General features: G+C 37.9%; 12 protein-coding genes and 2 pseudogenes. All 14 read left to right on the top strand.

The window, feature by feature from the left end:
• Positions 1–115: 115 nt before the first annotated feature.
• Positions 116–730 (top strand): annotated as a pseudogene (recA, locus tag PLX19_RS08335) (recombinase RecA); the annotation flags it as partial.
• Between the two features lie 322 nt (positions 731–1052).
• Positions 1053–1478 (top strand): annotated as a pseudogene (locus tag PLX19_RS08330) (recombinase RecA); the annotation flags it as partial.
• Positions 1479–1901: 423 nt separating this feature from the next.
• A complete protein-coding gene (gene rny / locus PLX19_RS08325; protein WP_272188058.1) occupies positions 1902–3464 on the top strand; it encodes a ribonuclease Y in 1563 nt (520 codons plus the stop codon).
• A 424-nt stretch (positions 3465–3888) separates the two neighbouring features.
• Entirely contained in the window at positions 3889–4683 is a 795-nt protein-coding gene (locus PLX19_RS08320; protein WP_272188057.1) for a TIGR00282 family metallophosphoesterase, read from the top strand.
• Between the two features lie 148 nt (positions 4684–4831).
• Positions 4832–5092 carry a stage V sporulation protein SpoVS gene (spoVS, locus tag PLX19_RS08315; RefSeq protein WP_020059065.1) on the top strand — a complete coding sequence of 87 codons (261 nt, stop codon included), beginning with the start codon at positions 4832–4834 and terminating at the stop codon, positions 5090–5092.
• 173 nt (positions 5093–5265) lie between these two features.
• On the top strand, positions 5266–6189 hold the full coding sequence (locus PLX19_RS08310; RefSeq protein ID WP_272188056.1) for a dipeptidase: 924 nt from the start codon (positions 5266–5268) through the stop codon (positions 6187–6189).
• A gap of 247 nt (positions 6190–6436) precedes the next feature.
• Complete coding sequence (locus tag PLX19_RS08305; protein ID WP_272188055.1) at positions 6437–8194, top strand: 2-oxoacid:acceptor oxidoreductase subunit alpha; 1758 nt, start codon at positions 6437–6439, stop codon at positions 8192–8194.
• Entirely contained in the window at positions 8181–9047 is an 867-nt protein-coding gene (locus PLX19_RS08300) for a 2-oxoacid:ferredoxin oxidoreductase subunit beta (RefSeq protein WP_272188054.1), read from the top strand. Before PLX19_RS08305 ends, PLX19_RS08300 begins: the two co-directional genes overlap by 14 nt.
• Before the next feature lie 329 nt (positions 9048–9376).
• Entirely contained in the window at positions 9377–10906 is a 1530-nt protein-coding gene (miaB, locus tag PLX19_RS08295; RefSeq protein ID WP_272188053.1) for a tRNA (N6-isopentenyl adenosine(37)-C2)-methylthiotransferase MiaB, read from the top strand.
• Complete coding sequence (locus PLX19_RS08290; protein ID WP_272188052.1) at positions 10907–11338, top strand: RicAFT regulatory complex protein RicA family protein; 432 nt, start codon at positions 10907–10909, stop codon at positions 11336–11338.
• 216 nt (positions 11339–11554) lie between these two features.
• Positions 11555–12097 (top strand): outer spore coat protein CotE, encoded by a 543-nt coding sequence (cotE, locus tag PLX19_RS08285; protein WP_272188051.1) that lies wholly within the window; start codon positions 11555–11557, stop codon positions 12095–12097.
• Between the two features lie 129 nt (positions 12098–12226).
• The gene (gene mutS / locus PLX19_RS08280) at positions 12227–14890 is read left to right on the top strand and encodes a DNA mismatch repair protein MutS (RefSeq protein WP_272188050.1); all 2664 of its coding nucleotides are present in this window, start codon (positions 12227–12229) and stop codon (positions 14888–14890) included.
• Between the two features lie 8 nt (positions 14891–14898).
• Complete coding sequence (gene mutL, locus PLX19_RS08275) at positions 14899–16812, top strand: DNA mismatch repair endonuclease MutL (RefSeq protein ID WP_272188049.1); 1914 nt, start codon at positions 14899–14901, stop codon at positions 16810–16812.
• A gap of 320 nt (positions 16813–17132) precedes the next feature.
• The gene (locus tag PLX19_RS08270) at positions 17133–18851 is read left to right on the top strand and encodes an alpha-keto acid decarboxylase family protein (protein ID WP_272188048.1); all 1719 of its coding nucleotides are present in this window, start codon (positions 17133–17135) and stop codon (positions 18849–18851) included.
• Positions 18852–19060 lie beyond the last annotated feature (209 nt).

Genomic DNA, 19060 nt, shown 5'->3' with positions numbered 1-19060 from the left:
GAGTTTTTCCTCTACTGGAAAATAAAAAAACGAATAAACGTTCGATTTTTGTTGGCATAATGGGAAGAAAATATGTATAATAAGATTAGCATTTAAGTTAAGGAGGAATTTTTGAATGAGTGATCGTCAAGCGGCATTAGATATGGCGTTAAAACAAATAGAAAAACAATTCGGTAAAGGCTCTATTATGAAACTAGGAGAGCAAGCGGAACGTAAGATTTCAACTATACCAAGTGGTTCATTGGCACTTGATGTAGCCCTTGGAGTTGGCGGTTATCCACGAGGTCGTATTATTGAAATTTATGGACCTGAAAGTTCAGGTAAAACAACGGTTTCCTTACATGCGATTGCAGAGGTACAGCGTCAAGGCGGACAAGCGGCGTTTATTGATGCAGAACATGCAATGGATCCTGTATATGCACAAAAACTAGGTGTTAACATTGATGAATTATTATTATCTCAACCAGATACAGGAGAACAAGGATTAGAAATTGCTGAAGCATTAGTACGAAGCGGTGCAATTGATATTATTGTTATTGACTCGGTAGCGGCACTTGTTCCAAAAGCAGAGATTGAAGGAGAAATGGGTGACTCTCACGTCGGTTTACAAGCACGTTTAATGTCACAAGCTCTTCGTAAATTATCTGGTGCAATTAACAAGTCAAAAACAATCGCAATTTTCATTAACCAAATTCGTGAAAAAGTTGGGGTAATGTTTGGAAATCAACAAATGGTTGCTTAATCTTTATAGATTAAGGAGTTTACTATGGGTTTCCCTTGCTAGTGATAGCAAGTTCAAAAAACCTTGTGAACCTTATTGCCTAAGGGTGTAGCTATATAGCTGCTAACGGTGAAGCCCTCCAAATAATAGGGTAATACCGTGCCAAGCTTCAGACTGATTTGAAGAAGGTGTAGAGACTACCGAAAAGGACTTTTAAAGTTAACTGAGTAGGGTACGGCAGAAGATAGGCTCCTGCTGGAAGTGCAAGGCTCTCTGTAAAGAGATGAAGAGATAGTCCGCGCTATAGAGATGGAAAATCTATAGAATTTTGCCAGAAACAACTCCAGGTGGACGTGCGTTGAAATTCTATTCAACTGTACGTTTAGAAGTACGTCGTGCTGAGCAGTTAAAGCAAGGTAACGATATTGTTGGTAATAAAACAAAAGTGAAGGTAGTAAAAAATAAAGTAGCGCCTCCTTTCCGCGTTGCAGAGGTTGATATTATGTACGGAGAAGGGATCTCGAGAGAAGGCGAAATTTTAGATATGGCTTCTGAACTTGATATCGTTCAAAAGAGCGGAGCTTGGTATTCTTATAATGAAGAACGCTTAGGACAAGGGCGTGAAAATGCGAAGCAATTCTTAAAAGAAAATCCAGAGATTACAGACGAAATAGCATTCTTTATTCGTGAGCATCATGGTATTGGTGAAGAGGGTGCATCTGGAAGCGGAGAAGATATGACTCTTCTTGAAGATTAAAAGACACGGTTTCGTGTCTTTTATTTTTTAGCCTGCTATTTATGAACGGTATTAAACTATTTTAAATGGGTTTGTTTTGTTCAACTAATAATCGGCAAGAGGTAAAGAAACCTCACTAATGGAAGTTTCACTTGACTGTAGGTAAAGAAAGTAAAGGTAGACAATGCTTGACAATGAAAATAGCGGTAGATACAATGATAATGTATATTTTTTCTTATATTATATACGACACACTCTTCTCAAGAAGAGAAGTAACATTCGGAGAGGACGTATACTTTCCGAAATAAGCATATGTCTAGTTTAATTGTGAATTGAAGAAAGTCCCTTAAAAAGGCGGGACGACGGTCATCGCTGTACGTTGTAGGTGCAAACAATGTACATCCATGCAGTCTTTTTTCATTCATAGCAAGAGGAGGTGAAATAATGGGTAATGAATTTTGGATACTCATCTCCATTTTGCTGGCCATCGTCAGTGCAGTTGTTGGGTTTTTTGTTCGAAAGTCCATTGCGGAAGCGAAGATTAACGGTGCGACCAATGAAGCGAAGCGCATTGTAGAAGATGCAAATCGTCAAGCAGAAGCACTGAAAAAGGAAGCCCTATTAGAAGCAAAGGATGAAATTCATACACTTCGTACAGAAGCGGAATTAGAAATTCGTGACCGAAGAAGCGAGTTGCAAAAACAAGAAAATCGTTTAATGCAAAAAGAAGAGAACCTTGATCGAAAAGATGAATCGCTTGAGAAAAGTCAGCAATTATTAGAAAAGAAAGAGGAATCTCTTGTAGCAAGACAACAGCAGATTGAAGATTTGGAAAGCAAAGTGGGAGAGTTAGTACAAAAACAGCAAGATGAATTAGAGCGTATTTCTAACCTAACACGTGAGCAAGCAAGAGCTATTATCTTAGAAAAAGTTGAAAATGAAATTTCGCATGAAATCGCTGTTATGGTAAAAGAAACTGAAGTACGTGCAAAAGAAGAAGCGGATAAGAAAGCGAAAGAGATTTTATCTTTAGCTATGCAAAGATGTGCTGCTGATCACGTTGCTGAAACAACGGTTTCAGTTGTAAATCTTCCAAATGACGAAATGAAGGGTCGTATTATCGGGCGTGAAGGACGAAATATTCGTACGTTAGAAACATTAACGGGTATTGATCTAATTATTGATGATACACCAGAAGCAGTAATATTATCAGGTTTTGACCCAATTCGTCGTGAAACTGCTCGTATTGCTTTGGATAAACTTGTACAAGACGGACGTATTCACCCAGCCCGTATTGAAGAAATGGTTGAAAAATCAAGACGTGAAGTGGATGAGTATATTCGTGAAGTTGGAGAACAAACGACATTTGAAGTAGGTGTACATGGATTACACCCAGACTTAATTAAGATTTTAGGTCGTTTGAAATTTAGAACAAGCTACGGTCAAAACGTCCTAAAACACTCTATGGAGGTTGCTTACTTAGCTGGACTAATGGCAGCAGAACTTGGTGAGGACGAAAAACTGGCTCGTCGTGCTGGTTTATTGCATGACATCGGAAAGGCAATTGACCATGAAGTTGAAGGTAGCCACGTTGAAATTGGCGTCGAGCTTGCGACAAAATATAAAGAGCATCCAGTTGTTATCAATAGTATTGCATCTCATCATGGGGATACAGAACCTACTTCTATTATCGCAGTTCTTGTGGCCGCGGCAGATGCACTGTCAGCAGCAAGACCTGGAGCGCGAAGTGAGACACTTGAAAATTATATTCGTCGTCTTGAGAAGCTTGAAGAGATTTCTGAGTCTTATGATGGTGTTGAGAAATCCTATGCAATTCAAGCTGGACGTGAAGTTCGTATCTTAGTGAAACCAGATACAATTGATGACTTAGAGGCTCATCGTTTAGCACGTGATATTCGAAAACGTATTGAAAATGAACTGGATTATCCAGGACATATTAAAGTTACCGTTATTCGGGAAACTCGTGCAGTTGAATATGCAAAATAAAGTGGTGGTGTTGCACCACTTTATTTTTTTGTGCTGAGAATGGACACAATATAGGAAAGCTTGTAGAATCGGAAATGACTCATGAAATAGGATAATGTGAGCAAATCCGTATTTTCATAAGTGAAGGTTGTAATTTATCCCGCTATTCGTGGGCAGTAATACTCCTACCTTACAATTCGGCGAAAGTAATGTCTAGCTCTAGCGGCTAGAATCTCCGGTCGTTTCGCCTTCTCGGACGAGGCAAAAAGCGCCTCTTTATCGGGGGCTCCAACGTTCTGCGACTCTGAGTGAGCCGCTTCCGCTTTTTTGAAGAAGCTAGGTGGCAGATAAACTGCCGGCATGCGCCCAATTGGTGAGGGATGATTAAAGTTTCACTTAATGAGAATAAACTACGAAGAATGTATAGATGGAAAGGGTAAGAACAATGAGAATTTTATTTGTTGGGGATGTAGTAGGCTCGCCAGGAAGAAAGATGATTCAAGATTACGTGCCTGCGTTAAAGAAAAAATATACACCTACAGTTACGATTATTAACGGAGAAAATGCTGCAGGTGGACGTGGTATTACAGAGAAAATTTATCGTAATTTTTTAGAGTGCGGTGCACAAGCAGTTACACTTGGAAACCATGCATGGGATAACCGTGAAATTTTTGAATTTATTGATGATGCAAAGTACCTTGCAAGACCAGCAAATTTCCCAGAAGGAACGCCAGGAAAAGGACTTATTTTTGTAAATTGTAATGGCGTAGAAGTAGCGGTAATTAATTTACAAGGTCGTACATTTTTACCACCAATTGATTGTCCGTTCCGAAAAGTGGACGAATTGATTAAGATCGCAAAAAAACGTACGAACATTATTTTTATTGACTTTCATGCGGAAACAACGAGTGAAAAGCAAGCGCTAGGATGGTATGTAGATGGACGTGCTACAGCAGTTGTTGGTACGCACACACACGTTCCAACAGCGGATAATCGTATTTTACCAGATGGAACAGCTTATATTACAGATGTTGGGATGACAGGTCCATATGATGGAATTTTAGGAATGGATCGTGAAGCAGTGCTGAAGAAATTTTTAACAAACCTTCCAGTACGATTTGAAGTAACCAATGGAAGAACGCAGTTAAGTGCCGTGTTAATTGATGTAGATCCTAATACAGGGAAAGCTAAAAAAATTGATCGTATTTTAATTAATGATGATCAACCATTTTTTGAATAAAACACAAAAAGTTGGAAAAGAAAATATATTTTAATTTTTTAGAAAAATTACGAATTTTTAGCAGGAATATGAATCATTGCTCGTGAATATAAGTTAAAAGTGAACTCAATCGCTAATATTTTTTAAAGAAACGAGGAGGAAACGAGCAATGGAAATATTAAAAGTTAAAGCAACTTCAGTACCTAACTCTGTAGCTGGTGCACTTGCTGGAGTCATTCGTGAGCGTGGCTCAGCAGAAATGCAAGCAATTGGTGCAGGTGCATTGAATCAAGCCGTAAAGGCAGTAGCAATTGCGAGAGGATTTGTGGCGCCGAGTGGTGTGGATTTGATATGTATCCCAGCTTTCACAGATATTATGATTGATGGTGAAGAACGTACAGCAATTAAATTAATTGTAGAGCCTCGTTAAATTGGATGACCTGTTTGCATTTGCAAACAGGTCATTTTTATCCATCTATTTGTGGACAGTCATAAGGGGCAAGCTTATCGTTAATGGAATGATCATTGCAAGAAGATTTTGGTTGCCAGCTGTAACAATACAATAAAACATAAGAATATTTCAGGAAGAAAGGATGAAGAGCATTGAAAATTTTTGATGCGCACTGTGATGTATTGTGGCAGTTATGGATGGGGAAAGGAAAGCGAACTTTTCAAAATGATTCTTCTTTACATATTACATATGATCAGTTAACACAAAAGGGTGGTAGTATTCAATGTTTTGCAATTTATGTACCGGAAGAAGTTTCGTATGAACAACGATTTGCAGTTGCATTAGAGATGGCAAATATATTTCATGAACAAATTTTGACTCTTCCGAATATAAAATGGATTCGGACAAAAGAAGATATTCTGCAATTGGAAACGAATGATATAGGAGCGCTTTTAACTTTAGAAGGATGCGATGCAATTGGAAAAGAATTAACGAAGCTAAAAACGTTGTATTATCTTGGTGTTCGTTCTGTTGGCCTTACTTGGAACTATGCGAACTTAGTTGCTGATGGAGCGTTAGAGTCTCGAGATGGCGGTTTAACACTGTTTGGCGAAAAAGTAGTGGATGATTTAAATCGCTACAAGATATGGACAGATGTTTCTCATCTGTCAGAGAAAGGGTTTTGGGATGTGATGGAACTTGCCGATTATCCAATTGCATCGCATTCAAATAGTTATGAGTTATGTTCGCATCCAAGAAATGTAACGAATGAACAAATAAGAGCATTAATTCAAAAAAACGGAATGATTGGGATAACATTCGTCCCAATGTTTTTAGCTGCAAACAAGTCTGTTTGTACTGATGATATATTAAGGCACGTAGAGCATGTGTGTATGCTTGGCGGCGAGAGGAATGTAGGATTCGGATCAGATTTTGATGGGATTACGGAAACAGTCGTAAATGTGGAAAGGTATGAGCACTATGACTATGTCATAAATGAACTATTAAAACGCTATAAAGAAGAGCAAGTCAATAATTTCATATATCGTAATTTTATACATCATATTCCATTTTAGAACATGGCTATAAAAGTGTTTGTGGAAAAGTTAGAAAATTTAAAAAATAAGCGATAAAATTATATCAAATTGTTGCATTTTTACTGTTGTAGAGCTAGAATTGTAAACGAATTAAGATTATGAGAAACATTCGCTGAAATCAGAAGAGGTATAATTTGTGTCCATTGTAGTTTCTTGTCTTAAAAAGTGCTAAACTAGTACTGTAAAAAAATACACTACAATGTATGCAGTTAAAGGGGTGTAGGAAATGATTAGTCAACTTTCATGGAAAGTTGGAGGCCAACAAGGTGAAGGAATTGAAAGTACAGGAGAAATCTTCTGTATTGCATTAAACCGACTAGGTTATTATTTATATGGTTATCGCCATTTTTCATCACGAATTAAAGGTGGTCATACAAACAATAAAATTCGCGTAAGTACAACAGAGGTACGTGCGATATCAGATGATTTAGATATTTTAATTGCATTTGATCAAGAAACGATTGATTTTAACTTCCACGAACTACGTCCTGGTGGAATTGTTGTTGCAGATGCAAAATTTAATCCAAGCATTCCTGAAGGAACAGATGTAACTTTATATGCAATTCCATTTACGGATATTGCTTCTGAGCTAGGTACATCTTTAATGAAAAACATGGTTGCAGTTGGAGCGTCTAGTGCGGTATTAGGGCTGGATGAAAAAGTGTATTTAGAAGTTGTAGATGAAATTTTCGGTCGTAAAGGAGAGCAAGTTGTTCAGAAGAACATGGACGCAATTCAGCGCGGCTCTCAATATATGAAAGAATTGCTTGGCGAAAAAGTAAATATGATGCAACTTGAAAAAGCAGATGGAAAAAAACGTATGTTTATGATTGGGAACGATGCAATCGCATTTGGTGCAGTAGCTGGCGGTGCACGTTTTATGTCTGCTTATCCAATTACACCTGCTTCTGAGATTATGGAATACTTAATTAAGAAGCTTCCAAAAGTAGGAGGAACGGTTATTCAAACTGAGGATGAAATCGCTGCTTGTACGATGGCAATTGGTGCAAACTATGCTGGTGTACGTACATTAACAGCTTCAGCAGGTCCTGGTTTATCTCTCATGATGGAAGCGATTGGATTAGCTGGGATTACAGAAACACCTCTTGTAATCATTGATACACAGCGTGGTGGACCAAGTACGGGGTTACCAACAAAACAAGAACAATCTGATTTAATGGCAATGATTTATGGTACGCATGGTGAGATTCCGAAAATCGTTATGGCACCAAGTACTGTTGAAGAGGCATTCTATGATATTGTAGAAGCATTTAACTTAGCTGAAGAATATCAAGTTCCTGTTATCTTTTTAACAGATTTACAACTTTCTTTAGGGAAACAAACAGTAGAACCACTTCAATTAGAAAAAGTTGAAATTCGCCGTGGTAAACTGGATTTACATGCTGAGTTACCAGAGCGTGAAAATAAAGCATACTTCAAACGATATGCAGTAACAGAAGATGGTATTTCCCCACGTGTTGTACCTGGTATGAAAAATGGTATTCATCATGTAACAGGCGTAGAGCACGATGAAACAGGGAAACCATCTGAATCAGCACTGAACCGCAGTGCACAAATGGACAAACGTTTCCGTAAAATGGAGAATATTAAGTTTAAAACCCCAGTATACAAAAATGCCAAAAATGCTGACGCTGATATATTATTAGTAGGCTTTAACTCAACTCGTGGTGCAATTGAAGAAGCGATGGAACGTTTAGAGCAAGAAGGATTAAAAGTAAATCATGCTCATGTTCGCTTAATTCATCCATTCCCAACGGCTGAAATGTTGCCGCTTGTGAAAGAAGCAAAACGTGTTGTCGTTGTAGAAAATAATGCAACTGGACAGCTTGCTAATATTATGAGGATGAATCTTGGCTATGGTGAGAAAATTTCTAGTCTGCTGAAATATGACGGAAACCCATTCTTGCCAAAAGAAATTTACAACGAATGCAAAAAAGGGGCTGTTTTAAATGGCAACATTTAAGGACTTTCGTAATAGTGTAAAACCAAACTGGTGTCCAGGTTGCGGTGACTTCTCAGTACAAGCAGCAATTCAACGTGCTGCTGCAAATGTAGGTTTAAATCCTGATGAATTAGCGGTTATTTCTGGTATCGGTTGCTCTGGTCGTATCTCTGGTTACATTAACTCTTACGGTGTTCATAGTATTCATGGACGTGCCCTTCCAATTGCACAAGGTGTAAAAATGGCAAATCGTGATTTAACAGTTATTGCATCAGGTGGTGACGGTGACGGTTTTGCAATCGGTATGGGACATACGATTCATTCTATTCGTCGTAATATTGATATTACGTACATTGTTATGGATAACCAAATTTATGGTTTAACGAAAGGTCAAACTTCACCACGTAGTGAAGCGGGCTTTAAAACGAAAAGTACGCCGCAAGGATCGATTGAGCCAGCGCTATCTGTAATGGAGATGGCATTAACTGCTGGAGCAACGTTCGTAGCTCAAAGTTTCTCTAGTGATTTAAAAGAATTAACACAGCTAATTGAAGCTGGTATTCAACATAAAGGCTTCTCTCTCATCAACGTATTTAGTCCATGTGTAACATATAACAAGGTAAACACCTACGATTGGTTTAAAGAGAATTTAACAAGACTTAGCGAAGTAGAAGGATATGATCCATCTAATCGTATGATTGCTATGCAAACATTAATGGAAAACAAAGGTCTAGTAACAGGTTTAATTTATCAAAATAAAGAACAACCTTCTTACCAAGAGCTTGTAAAAGGTTATAGTGAAGAACCATTAGTTCATGCTGATCTGCAAATGGACCAAAAAATGTTTGATGAGCTTGTAGCAGAGTTCATGTAATAGATGAAAGGCTATCGAAAATTCGGTAGCCTTTTCTGATACAAAATTATGATCAAATCATTTCATAATAATTAGTATTTTGTTTACTGGGAAAATTCAGAATGATAAAATAATAAACAAGAGTCATATTATATGAGTTTCTCTTATCCTCTTTAGTATCAAGTGAAATCGTTCATGAATCCAAGCTATCTCTATTGTTTAATTTGACTGAACGCTTTATACTATAATAATGTGTATAGGAATGAAGCGACATGCTTTTTTATAAAAACAACTTAAACAACAACTAACAGTTAAAACTTTGTATATGTAAGGGTGAAAGGAGATTAATCATGAACGAAGAGCAACGATTAGCAGGTCAACAAGCAACTTCAACTACTAAAAAGGCAGAAAAAGATTATAGTAAATATTTTGAAAGTGTATATCAGCCACCGTCTTTAAAAGATGCGAAAAAACGTGGAAAAGAAGAAGTTAAAATTGAACGTGATTTTGGCTTACCAGAAGAGTTCCGTAATTTTGGTGCTGGAAGAAAGTTTTATATCCGTACTTATGGATGTCAAATGAATGAGCATGATACAGAAGTAATGGCTGGTATTTTTACAACTCTCGGATACGAACCAACATTCTCTACAGAAGATGCAGATGTGGTTCTATTAAATACATGTGCCATTCGTGAAAATGCTGAAAATAAAGTATTCGGAGAACTTGGTCATTTAAAATCCTTAAAACAAAGAAATCCTGATCTTTTAATTGGTGTATGTGGTTGTATGTCACAAGAGGAATCTGTGGTGAACAAAATTATGAAAACATACCAGCAAGTAGATATGGTGTTTGGTACGCATAATATTCACCGCCTTCCATACATTTTAAAAGATGCTATGTTCTCGAAAGCGACTGTTGTTGAAGTATGGTCAAAAGAAGGGGATGTAATTGAAAACCTTCCGAAAGTACGTCGCGGAGATATTAAGGCGTGGGTAAACATTATGTACGGATGTGACAAATTCTGTACGTACTGCATCGTACCGTATACACGTGGTAAAGAGCGTAGCCGCCGTCCTGAAGATATTATTAAAGAAGTACGTCATTTAGCTGCAAATGGTTATAAAGAAATTACGCTACTTGGTCAAAACGTAAACGCATACGGAAAAGACTTTGAAGATATGAAATATGGTTTAGGAGATCTTATGGATGAACTTCGTAAGGTTGACGTAGCACGTATTCGTTTTACTACAAGCCATCCGCGCGACTTTGATGATCATTTAATTGAAGTACTTGCAAAAGGCGGCAATTTAGTTGAACACATTCACTTACCGGTGCAATCTGGAAGTACAGATATGTTGAAAATTATGGCACGTAAATACTCACGTGAGCATTATTTAGAACTTGTACGTAAAATTAAAGAAGCGATTCAAAATGCAGTATTAACGACAGATATTATCGTTGGTTTCCCAAATGAAACAGAAGAACAATTTGAAGAAACGATGTCGTTATATCGTGAAGTAGGCTTTGATAGTGCATATACATTTATTTATTCACCACGTGAAGGTACACCAGCTGCAAAAATGCAAGATAATGTACCGATGGAAGTGAAAAAAGAACGTTTGCAACGTTTAAATACATTAGTAAATGAATTTTCTGCGAACAAGAATAAAGCGTATGAAGGGCAAATCGTTGAAGTGCTTGTTGATGGAGAAAGTAAAAATAATCCTGATGTACTTGCAGGTTATACACGTGCCAATAAACTTGTAAACTTCGTAGCTCCAAAATCTGTAATCGGACAGCTTGTTAAAGTGAAAGTTACTGAAACGAAAACTTGGTATCTAAACGGGGAATTGGTTGAGGAGCCGATTGAGGTGAAATAGATGAAAATCTTTACAAAAGATGAAATTGTAGAGCAAGCGAAAGAATTAGCAAAAATGATTTCTGAAACAGAAGAAGTGGATTTCTTTAAACGTGCAGAAGCGCAAATTCATAAAAATGAAAATGTAAAACGTACAATTGATGAAATTAAAGTTTTGCAAAAACAAGCAGTAAATTTACAGCATTATGGGAAATGGGAAGCGTTAAAAAAGGTAGAATCGGATATTGATGCGTTGCAAGATAAACTAGATGAAATTCCGGTTGTCCAACAGTTTAAATCTTCTCAAACATATGTAAATGATTTATTGCAGCTTGTTGCAAGTACAATTTCAAACACAGTCACAGATGAAATTTTAATTACAACTGGCGGCGATGTATTAAAAGGAGAAACAGGTGCTGAAATAGCAAATAAGAAAGGCACGTGTGGTTGCTAAAAAGATGTCGAACTCGACATCTTTTTTTGTTTCGTTTCGAATAGGTGATGGTCCAGTTTGTGTTTGTAGCAGTGTCAATGATTGTTTTTAACTTCTAAAAATCAGAAGTTTTTTATAACAAAATGAACGGTGCATAATAGCATTTTCAAAAAGAATAACACATTCCGCATTTATCCCGCATATAATGAATTGAACATTCATTGAGGAGGGTTTCGTATGTCCGAATTTAGAGAGATTATTACGAAAGCAGTTGTGGGAAAAGGGCGTAAGTATATGAAAACAACTCACACTGTTGCACCGAATCATACGCCGACAAGTATTCTAGGATGCTGGGTTATTAACCATGCATACGAAGCAAAACAGAATGGAAAGTATGTAGAAATCGAAGGGTATTATGACATTAACACATGGTATTCACATGATGAAAACACGAAAACTGAAGTTGTAACAGAGCGTGTACATTACTCAGATGATGTGAAAGTTGGTTATCGTGATAACAATTTTTCTGGGGAAGATATTGAAGTTATTGCACGTGTCGTTCAACATCCAAATTGTTTAGAAGCTGTAATTTCACCAAATGGAAATAAAATGGTTGTTACAGTAGAACGTGAATTTGTCACAGAGGTAGTTGGAGAAACAAAAATTTGTGTAAGTGTAAATCCAGATGGATGTCAAGAAGATGATCAGCAATTTGAAGTGGATGATGATGAGTTTGAAGAACTTGATCCGAACTTTATTGTAGAAGCTGAAGAAGAGTAAGTTGAAGCTAGGAAGATCCTCTTCCTAGCTTTTTTGTATATGTTTCAGATGATGGATCAAAATCATTCGTGTATAATTGTGTTATAATATATTTTTAAAGTGAAAAAGAGAGATGTATGGAGGAGCAAAATGGCACAGTACACGCCGATGATGCAGCAATATTTAAAGATCAAGGCAGATTATCAAGATGCCTTTTTATTTTTTAGATTAGGCGATTTTTATGAAATGTTTTTTGAAGATGCTGTAAAAGCAGCACATGAACTTGAAATTACATTAACGAGTCGTGATGGGGGCGGAAGCGAACGGATTCCGATGTGTGGTGTACCGTATCACGCTGCAAAAAACTACATTGAACAATTGATTGAAAAAGGATATAAAGTAGCAATTTGTGAACAGGTTGAAGATCCTAAAACAGCAAAAGGTGTAGTGCGTCGTGAAGTTGTTCAATTAATTACACCAGGGACGATGATGGAAGGGCGTACGATAGATGAAAAGGAAAATAATTTCCTTGCAGCACTAACACAGTTTGAAGATGGTTCCATTGCATTAGCTTGTAATGACTTAACGACAGGTCAAAATACAGTAACATTATTAACGGGAACACTTGAAGATGTATTACTAGAAGTATATGCAACGGGTGCGAAAGAAATTGTCGTATCTTCTACGTTCTCTAAGGAAGAATTGGATAAGCTGTTAGCGACATTAAAAATGACAGTTTCATATGAGGAAGAAGCAAAAATCCCAGAGAGCCTTACGCATCTCGTTCAAAATGTGACGCAAACAAAACTACTTGCAGCGGTTGGACGTTTATTTAGCTATGTCTTACGAACGCAAAAACGTTCCCTAGACCACCTGCAACCTGTTGAAATTTATTATACAAATCAATTTATGAAGATTGATGTTCATTCTAAACGTAATTTAGAACTAACAGAAACCATTCGAACAAAAGAAAAAACAGGTTCGTTATTGTGGTTGCTAGATAAAACGAAAACAGCGATGGGGGGACGGATGTTAAAGCAGTGGATGGAACGCCCACTCATCCAAAAAGAAAAAATTGAAGAACGTTTAGAAATGGTTGAAACGTTTGTGAACGATTATTTCTTCCGTGAAGATTTGAAAGAAAAACTAAAAGAAGTATACGACTTAGAGCGGTTAGCAGGTAAAGTTTCATATGGTAGTGTCAATGCGCGAGATTTACTGCAATTAAAGCGGTCCTTACTGCAAGTACCAGCCATTCTAGAAGCGGTTAGTCTTTTAGATAATGCTTATACTACAAAGCTAATTCAAGGCGCTGATCCGTGTGAAAGCTTAACAACGTTATTAGAGAGAAGTATTCAAGAAAACCCGCCGCTTTCAATAAAAGATGGTGACATTATTAAAGATGGTTACAGTGAGAAATTAGATCAGTATCGTTATGTAAGCAAAAACGGGAAAACGTGGATTGCAGAGCTTGAAAAACGTGAGCGTGATATAACCGGAATTAAATCATTAAAGATTGGTTATAATCGTATTTTTGGTTACTATATTGAAGTCACAAAAGCAAATCTATCTGCACTTCCAGAAGGACGTTATGAGCGGAAACAAACACTTGCGAATGCAGAACGCTTTATTACAGATGAGTTAAAAGAAAAAGAGACATTAATTTTAGAAGCAGAAGAAAAAATCGTTCAGTTAGAATATGACTTATTCACAGCTCTTCGCGAAGAAGTAAAAGTATTTATCCCGAAATTGCAGCAATTAGCAAAAATTATTAGTGAACTAGATGTTCTTCAAAGCTTTGCAACTGTAAGTGAAGAAGAACAATTTGTAAAACCAACATTAACGAGTAAACGAGAAATTTTTATTAAAGATGGTCGTCATCCTGTCGTTGAAAAAGTATTAAACGGCAAATTGTATGTTCCAAATGATTGTATTATGCCTGAAAATATGGATGTCTTTTTGATTACTGGTCCAAACATGTCCGGTAAAAGTACGTATATGCGTCAATTAGCACTGATTACCGTTATGTCACAAATCGGTTGTTTTGTACCAGCGGCAGAGGCTGTACTCCCTGTGTTTGACCAAATCTTTACGAGAATTGGCGCAGCAGATGATTTAATATCAGGTCAAAGTACGTTTATGGTTGAAATGTTAGAAGCGAAAAATGCAATTGCGAATGCATCGGAAAGAAGTTTAATTTTATTTGATGAAATTGGACGAGGTACATCTACGTATGACGGTATGGCGCTAGCGCAAGCAATTATCGAGCATATTCATGATCAAATTGGTGCGAAAACGTTATTTTCAACACATTATCATGAATTAACAGTTCTAGAAGAAAGTTTAGATAAGTTAAAAAATGTACATGTTTCCGCAATTGAAGAAAACGGAAAAGTTGTCTTCTTGCATAAAATTCAAGAAGGGGCAGCAGATAAGAGCTATGGTATTCATGTTGCTCAGCTTGCAGAGCTTCCAGATAGCTTAATCGCTCGTGCTAAAGAAGTATTAGCGCAGCTTGAAGGTCAAGAGGAAGTAATTATTTCGAAACGAACGGAAGTTAAAGCTTTAGAAGAAATCGTACAAGAACTAGTAGTTGTAAAAGAAGAAGTATTGTCGCAAGAAGAAGTGGAAGAAGAATCTCAGCTATCCTTCTTTGCAGCAGAACAATCAGTGAAAACAGAAGACAAGTCTGTACTTAACTCAAAAGAAACAACGGTAGTAACGCTAATTAAAAAAATGGACTTACTTGATATGACACCGTTAGAAGCGTTAAATGAATTATACCGTTTACAGAAAAAGTTGAAGAAAGGATGAGTAAGTAGATGGGGAAAATTCGCAAACTCGATGATCAGCTTTCTAACTTAATTGCGGCAGGGGAAGTAGTAGAACGTCCTGCTTCGGTTGTAAAAGAACTTGTCGAAAATTCCATCGATGCGAATAGTACATCTATTGAAATCCACTTAGAAGAAGCTGGATTATCGAAAATTCGCATTATCGATAATGGAGATGGCATTGCTGAAGAAGACTGTATCGTCGCTTTTGAGAGACATGCAACAAGTAAAATAAAAGATGAAAATGATTTGTTTCGTATTCGAACGCTCGGCTTTCGAGGCGAAGCATTACCGAGTATCGCATCTGTCAGTGAATTAGAGTTAATTACAAGTACAGGGGATGCACCGGGAACACACCTTGTCATAAAAGGCGGGGAAATTTTAAAACAAGAAAAAACAGCGAGCCGTAAAGGGACAGATATTACGGTTCAAAACCTGTTTTTTAATACACCAGCGCGCTTAAAATATATGAAGACGATTCATACAGAGCTTGGAAATGTTACTGACATTGTATATCGCATTGCACTGTCGCATCCAGAAGTCTCTTTGCGTTTGCTTCATAATGAGAAGAAACTACTTCATACATCAGGAAATGGTGATGTAAGACAAGTTCTTGCGGCAATTTACGGTATTCAAGTTGCAAAAAAATTAATTCCAATTGAGGCAGAATCGTTAGACTTTACAATTCGTGGTTATGTGACGTTGCCAGAAGTAACGCGTGCATCCCGTAACTATATGTCAACAATTGTAAATGGTCGTTACGTTCGAAATTATGTCTTAATGAAAGCAGTGCAACAAGGCTATCATACGTTGTTACCTGTTGGACGTTATCCAATTGGTTTCTTATCTGTTGAAATGGATCCAATGCTAGTTGATGTGAACGTTCATCCTGCAAAACTAGAGGTTCGCTTTAGTAAAGAACAGGAGTTATTGCAGCTTATTGAAAAAGCATTACAAGATGCATTTAAAAAGATTCAACTTATTCCTGATGCCGGCTCTGCGACAAAGAAAAAAGAAAAAGATGAAAGTGTTCAAGAACAGTTTCAGTTTGAGCACGCAAAACCGAAAGAGCTGCCAACTATTGTTCTGCCAAGTGGAATGGATGAACAAGAGGAAAAGCAGAAGCCACAGCCACCGCTTTGGAATCCACCAAAACAGGAATGGCAGCCGCCACAATCTCTTGTAAAAGAAGAAAACAATTGGCAACCATCTAAGCCAATTGTAGAAGAACCGTTTTCACAAGAAAATGATTGGGAAGGCCATGAAGAAGGTTTTGAATTAGATGAACTTGAAGAAGTGCAAGAAATCGAAATGAACGGAAACGATTTACCGCCGTTGTATCCAATTGGTCAAATGCACGGAACATATATTTTCGCTCAAAATGATAAAGGATTATATATGATTGACCAGCATGCCGCTCAGGAGCGCATTAATTATGAATATTTTCGTGATAAAGTAGGACAAGTGGCACCAGAGGTACAAGAATTACTCGTTCCGTACCGAATTGATTTATCGCTTAATGAATTTCTACGCATCGAAGAACAACTAGAGGAACTGAAAAAAGTAGGAATCTTTCTAGAGCAATTCGGACATCAATCATTCATTGTTCGCTCACATCCAACATGGTTCCCGAAAGGACAAGAGATGGAAATTATCGATGAAATGATGCAGCAAGTGTTGAAATTGAAAAAAGTCGATATTAAAAAACTGCGCGAAGAAGCAGCTATTATGATGAGCTGTAAAGCATCGATTAAAGCAAATCAATATTTAACCAACGATCAAATTTTTGCTTTACTTGAAGAACTGCGAACCACAACAAACCCATATACTTGTCCGCACGGCAGACCTATACTTGTGCATCATTCGACTTATGAATTGGAGAAGATGTTTAAGCGGGTGATGTGATTGTTTTGTGTTGAGGGGAATTTAGTTAGACTAGAGAAAAATCAAAAGGAAATAAAAAGTTTTTTGTTATTATTTTGATAAAATATTGAGTTAAGAAAAAGAAGCGATAGGAACCAATCGCTTCTTTTTTAATTAAGTTTTGGTTTCGGTTACTTTTGCATAACACATTTGTATTAGTTATAAATACTTCTCTAAAAAAGTACGTTTAACGCCTTACTTTAGCTCAGCACAATGGATAACCGGTTTAATTAAAGGGAATTATCAAAAAGGGTACTATAAAACAGAACAAGCCTAAGAAATGGATAAGGAGTGAGCAAACGATGGACAACATGATAAATGCGGACAGCTTTGATTTGCAAAGCGGAACTGCTCAAAAAACGGTTGGCCAGTATTTGTTCGATTGCCTGAAACTGGAGGGCATTACCGAAATTTTTGGCGTCGCAGGAGACTATAATTTTACTCTTCTTGATACTTTGGAGTGTTATAACGGTATCCGTTTTATAGAAGGACGGAACGAACTAAACTCGGGTTATGCCGCAGATGGCTATGCAAGACTCAAAGGGATATCTGCTCTTATTACGACCTTTGGGGTTGGGGAGCTCAGCGCCTGCAATGCGATAGCGGGAGCTAACAGCGAGCATGTGCCAATAATACACATTGTGGGCGCGCCTCCTGAGAAGGATCAAAAAGAGCATAAGCTGATGCACCACACCCTAATGAATGGGAATTTTGATGTCTTCCGCAAGGTGTATGAGCAGATTACAGATTATACCGCGGTGCTTACGCCGGAAAACGCCAAGATTGAAATTCCGGCTGCGATTCGCATTGCTAAGGAAAAGAAAAAACCGGTATACCTGGTGGTGGCCGATGATTTAGTGAACAAGCCGATTAAGATCCGGGAAGAGCCGATAACACCACGTCCAACGTCCAACCTGAAAACCCTTCAGGCTGCAGTGAATCATGTCCGTCGGCTGCTGGAGCGTGCAAAGCGTCCAGTTATATTGGTGGATGTGAAAACCATACGTTTCGACCTTCAGACAGCAGTTCGGCAACTGGCCGATGCCATGAACGTGCCTGTTGTAACGATGATGTACGGGAAGGGGGGATTCGACGAGAGCCATCCAAATTATATCGGAATGTACCTGGGCTCTTTCGGAGATTCTGAAGTCCAAAGTACGGTGGAAAATGCAGATTGTATCATTGCGATCGGTATGGTATGGGCAGACACCAACACCGCGAATTTTACCGCAAAGCTGAACCCGCTGGTGACTGTCAATATTCAACCAGATATGGTTAAAATCGCCGAGGCGGAATATCCGAATGTTCTTGCAGCCGACATGCTACTTGCCGTGCAGAAAATAGGTTATACGGGCAAAGGTTTAGCAGGAAAATTGTCATTCCCTCATGATCAATTCACAACTAACGCCGACGCTACTCTAATGGCTTCCAACTATTATCCCCGTTTTCAGCGCATGCTGAAAGATGGGGATATTGTAATCGTCGAGACCGGGACGTTTTATAATGGAATGGCGGAAGTGAGACTGCCGGGCAATGTAACGTATATTGGGCAGGGAGGATGGCAGTCCATCGGTTATGCAACCCCCTCGGCGTTCGGTGCTATTATGGCCGCGCCGGAACGTCGAGTGTTACTTTTTACAGGTGACGGTGCCTTGCAGTTAACAGCACAGGAAATCAGTTCTATGCTCTATTACGGCTGTAAGCCTATCATCTTCATTTTGAACAACGATGGTTATACGATTGAGAAATATTTGAATGTCAAAACAGAGGGGCAAAAGTACAACCAAATCCCTCAATGGTCATACACCAGGCTGGCCGAAGTTTTTGGAGGAAACGCGTTTACCGTTACGGTCCGAACCTATGGAGAACTTGATCAAGCTATAATCCAAGCTGGAAAGGAAAGTGCCGAAAGACTCTGTATCATTGAAATGATTGCCGGCAATCCGATGGATGCACCTAAGTATATGCGACGGATGCGAGGTTATATGGAGAAGCAAGAAATGCAGCGCAGCCAGAAATAGTCCCAAATAACAAGAATAATTCCTATTCTACGGCGTAAAAAAAGATCCATTTTGAAAAATCTTTTAATCAAAATGGATCTTTTTTTGAATGGATTTTTCATTTTATAAAAAAGTTTGATAATTTATGTGACGCTTGTTCAATTAAAGCACTTGATTATAGTGGACAAGTCTTTGTTACTTTAAATATTTCAATAAACACATAGAACTTA

The sequence above is a fragment of the Bacillus sp. BP-3 genome, assembly GCF_028401955.1.
Classification (GTDB): domain Bacteria; phylum Bacillota; class Bacilli; order Bacillales; family Bacillaceae_G; genus Bacillus_A.
Note: the sequence above shows the minus strand (reverse complement) of the source record. Positions and strands in the feature narration are given on the sequence as shown.

What these genes read in the sequence shown, in the direction of transcription:
- cotE (WP_272188051.1), top strand. Translation starts at nt 11,555, where the DNA reads ATGTCCGAATTTAGAGAGATTATTACGAAAGCAGTTGTGGGAAAAGGG.
- spoVS (WP_020059065.1), top strand. Translation starts at nt 4,832, where the DNA reads ATGGAAATATTAAAAGTTAAAGCAACTTCAGTACCTAACTCTGTAGCT.
- PLX19_RS08320 (WP_272188057.1), top strand. Translation starts at nt 3,889, where the DNA reads ATGAGAATTTTATTTGTTGGGGATGTAGTAGGCTCGCCAGGAAGAAAG.
- PLX19_RS08305 (WP_272188055.1), top strand. Translation starts at nt 6,437, where the DNA reads ATGATTAGTCAACTTTCATGGAAAGTTGGAGGCCAACAAGGTGAAGGA.
- PLX19_RS08270 (WP_272188048.1), top strand. Translation starts at nt 17,133, where the DNA reads ATGGACAACATGATAAATGCGGACAGCTTTGATTTGCAAAGCGGAACT.
- mutS (WP_272188050.1), top strand. Translation starts at nt 12,227, where the DNA reads ATGGCACAGTACACGCCGATGATGCAGCAATATTTAAAGATCAAGGCA.
- rny (WP_272188058.1), top strand. Translation starts at nt 1,902, where the DNA reads ATGGGTAATGAATTTTGGATACTCATCTCCATTTTGCTGGCCATCGTC.
- PLX19_RS08290 (WP_272188052.1), top strand. Translation starts at nt 10,907, where the DNA reads ATGAAAATCTTTACAAAAGATGAAATTGTAGAGCAAGCGAAAGAATTA.
- PLX19_RS08300 (WP_272188054.1), top strand. Translation starts at nt 8,181, where the DNA reads ATGGCAACATTTAAGGACTTTCGTAATAGTGTAAAACCAAACTGGTGT.
- mutL (WP_272188049.1), top strand. Translation starts at nt 14,899, where the DNA reads ATGGGGAAAATTCGCAAACTCGATGATCAGCTTTCTAACTTAATTGCG.
- miaB (WP_272188053.1), top strand. Translation starts at nt 9,377, where the DNA reads ATGAACGAAGAGCAACGATTAGCAGGTCAACAAGCAACTTCAACTACT.